Source organism: Planktothrix sp. PCC 11201 (assembly GCF_900009135.1).
In the GTDB taxonomy this organism is placed as follows: Bacteria; Cyanobacteriota; Cyanobacteriia; order Cyanobacteriales; family Microcoleaceae; genus Planktothrix.
In genome coordinates this window covers 1-2,158 of the sequence record NZ_LT797687.1, presented here as the reverse complement: position 1 = coordinate 2,158, position 2,158 = coordinate 1, and the positions used below count along the sequence as shown (strand labels likewise).

Sequence of the window (2,158 nt, the reverse complement as noted above, 5' to 3'; positions counted from 1 at the left end):
TAACTAACCCACCATCACCCCAAACATTAAAACCCCTGACTAACTATCAAGGGGTTCTTTTTTGATTATTTTCACTGTGTAGGCTGTGTAAATGCTGTAATGCTTACGGGATAATGGTTACAAGCTATTTAGGATAAAACTGGTTAGGGGGATTGTGTTGGGTTGTGTAAGGGGGTTGTGTAAGGTTATAACCCTTATATATCAATACTTTCAATTTTCTTACACGGCCTACACAGCTATTTTAGTTAAATTTATTTTTTTTACCAGCTTTACCCAGGTTAGTTACCAGCTTGTTAGGGGGTAGTGTACCAGCTTGAACCCTTACATAGAGGGAGTCTTTACCAGCTATACCAGCTTTTATTTATTTATCGCATGAAAAATTTATAGACTATTGAGTTCTACCAGTTTATCCAGAGCTTTTCTGATTTCCTTTTTGATAGCACCCCCTGTGTTAGCAGGTAGGGTTAGGGCTTGGGTTAGGGTGTCAATGGCGGTATCCAATTCAGCTTGACGGTCATAACTCCCATTGTCCAATTTGTGGGCATATTCTAAAACTTTAGGTGCAATCGCTTCTGGTAGTCGGTAGACTTTCACTGGTTTATTAACCCATTTTGGTTGACTTAATCCTTCCGTATTTGGATTGTAGTTAGGCATAACTTTTTTAAGTGTTTACTACTGTTTAGTAATATCACTGTAACACTGATTCAGTAAAGTAGTGTACTAAGTTCATGTTTATAATTCTACAATGTAGAATCTACAATGTAGAATTTTATATTATCTAATCTTTAACATCTCAAATTTCTGTGTCACTAAACCCGCTTTACCCTTGCTGTGTACCCATACTAGGTACTCTATCGTTTCACTCATACCATTGCCATACTGACTCAAGTAGTCCCTTGTAGAGCGTGATAATGACAGGGTAGTCTTTACCTTCTCATCATCCCCTACATACCGTTTAACTCTACCCTTCTCCAAGTTCTCAATCTTACCCATGATAATTTTTACCGTTCCGTAAACTTCTAACTTATCTTCCCATTGTATGTACTTAGGGAAGTAAATATTTAAGTCTTATGGATCGGGAGAGAATAAGCTAAGTCCTTTAAGTAATATCGTCTATTGACGGGCCATAAGTTTTACTTTAGTGATCGCTCTTAAACCTATAACAACAATCTATATAACTGTGTAGTGCTAATCGCTCAATTAACCCGTTAGACTATTAGGGTATTGAGTAAGTATTGAGTAGTTTAAGGCTAGATTATCAACTTAACTTGCTGATTTCTAGCTATATTTAAACTATTAGGTATGGGGGCGGTGGGACTTGAACCCACACGACCGGATAAGGGTCAACGGATTTTCATTCTCCCGTAGCTTTCGCTACTACCAATTGGCGTTGAGAATTGGACTCTCTCTTTACCCTCGGCTTTACGTTAGGGTAGCTCCCGTCGAGTCTCTGCACCTTCCTAGGTATTGATGTTAGATTGGGGAAACTCCCTCGTTTCTAATACCCCTAGGCTTGGCTCAGGATTGCCTTGTCTGAATTCACAGATTTAGGTTTCCCTGAATTTGACAGCTTACACTTGAGAGATTTCTCGCCTCAAGGCTCAATTTATCTTTAAGTCCGTAGCGTCTACCATTCCGCCACGCCCCCGTATTGGGTTATGTGTTGATTCGCTTTTGAATTTTCACATTTCTATATCTAAGCATTTTATTTTGATTTGTGCAAGGGTTTTGGGAAAGTTTTTTTTCAAAAATGGCTAAAACGTTCTCCTATTGGCATTTTTGACTTTTGGGAAAAGACGATAATTTCACCCCCCCCCTTAACAATCTGGGACTGGGGCGGTAAACTGAGATTGAGTTCACCCAAACTTGAAAATATTATGATTTTGCCAGGTTCCGCCGTGCGAGTCACGAACCCTATTGATACTTACTACGGTTTCCAAGGTCTAGTTCAACGAGTCAGTGACGGGAAAGTCGCTGTTCTGTTTGAAGGAGGCAACTGGGATAAACTGGTTACGTTCAGACGTTCTGAACTAGAAGCCATTGATACCACCGCCGGACGCAAAGGCAAAAAGTAATTACGAATTACGAATTACGAATTACGAATGGGTAATAGAAAGAGTTTACTCCCCCTGCTTCCCCTGCTCCCCCTGCTCCCCCT

General features: G+C 40.1%; 2 protein-coding genes. One reads left to right on the top strand and one right to left on the bottom strand.

Annotation, left to right across the window (positions count from 1 at the left end; translation table 11 throughout):
* Positions 1-381 precede the first annotated feature (381 nt).
* Positions 382-654, bottom strand: a complete 273-nt coding sequence (locus PL11201_RS01010) for a hypothetical protein (protein ID WP_079676801.1) — start codon at positions 652-654, stop codon at positions 382-384.
* 1,223 nt (positions 655-1,877) lie between these two features.
* Here PL11201_RS01010 and PL11201_RS01000 point away from each other — a divergent pair.
* Positions 1,878-2,075 carry an NAD(P)H dehydrogenase subunit NdhS gene (locus tag PL11201_RS01000; protein WP_026795595.1) on the top strand — a complete coding sequence of 66 codons (198 nt, stop codon included), beginning with the start codon at positions 1,878-1,880 and terminating at the stop codon, positions 2,073-2,075.
* Positions 2,076-2,158: the final 83 nt, after the last annotated feature.

Bases quoted from the DNA above. Each gene is read 5' to 3' on its own strand.
- PL11201_RS01010 (WP_079676801.1), bottom strand. From the start codon at position 654: ATGCCTAACTACAATCCAAATACGGAAGGATTAAGTCAACCAAAATGG.
- PL11201_RS01000 (WP_026795595.1), top strand. From the start codon at position 1,878: ATGATTTTGCCAGGTTCCGCCGTGCGAGTCACGAACCCTATTGATACT.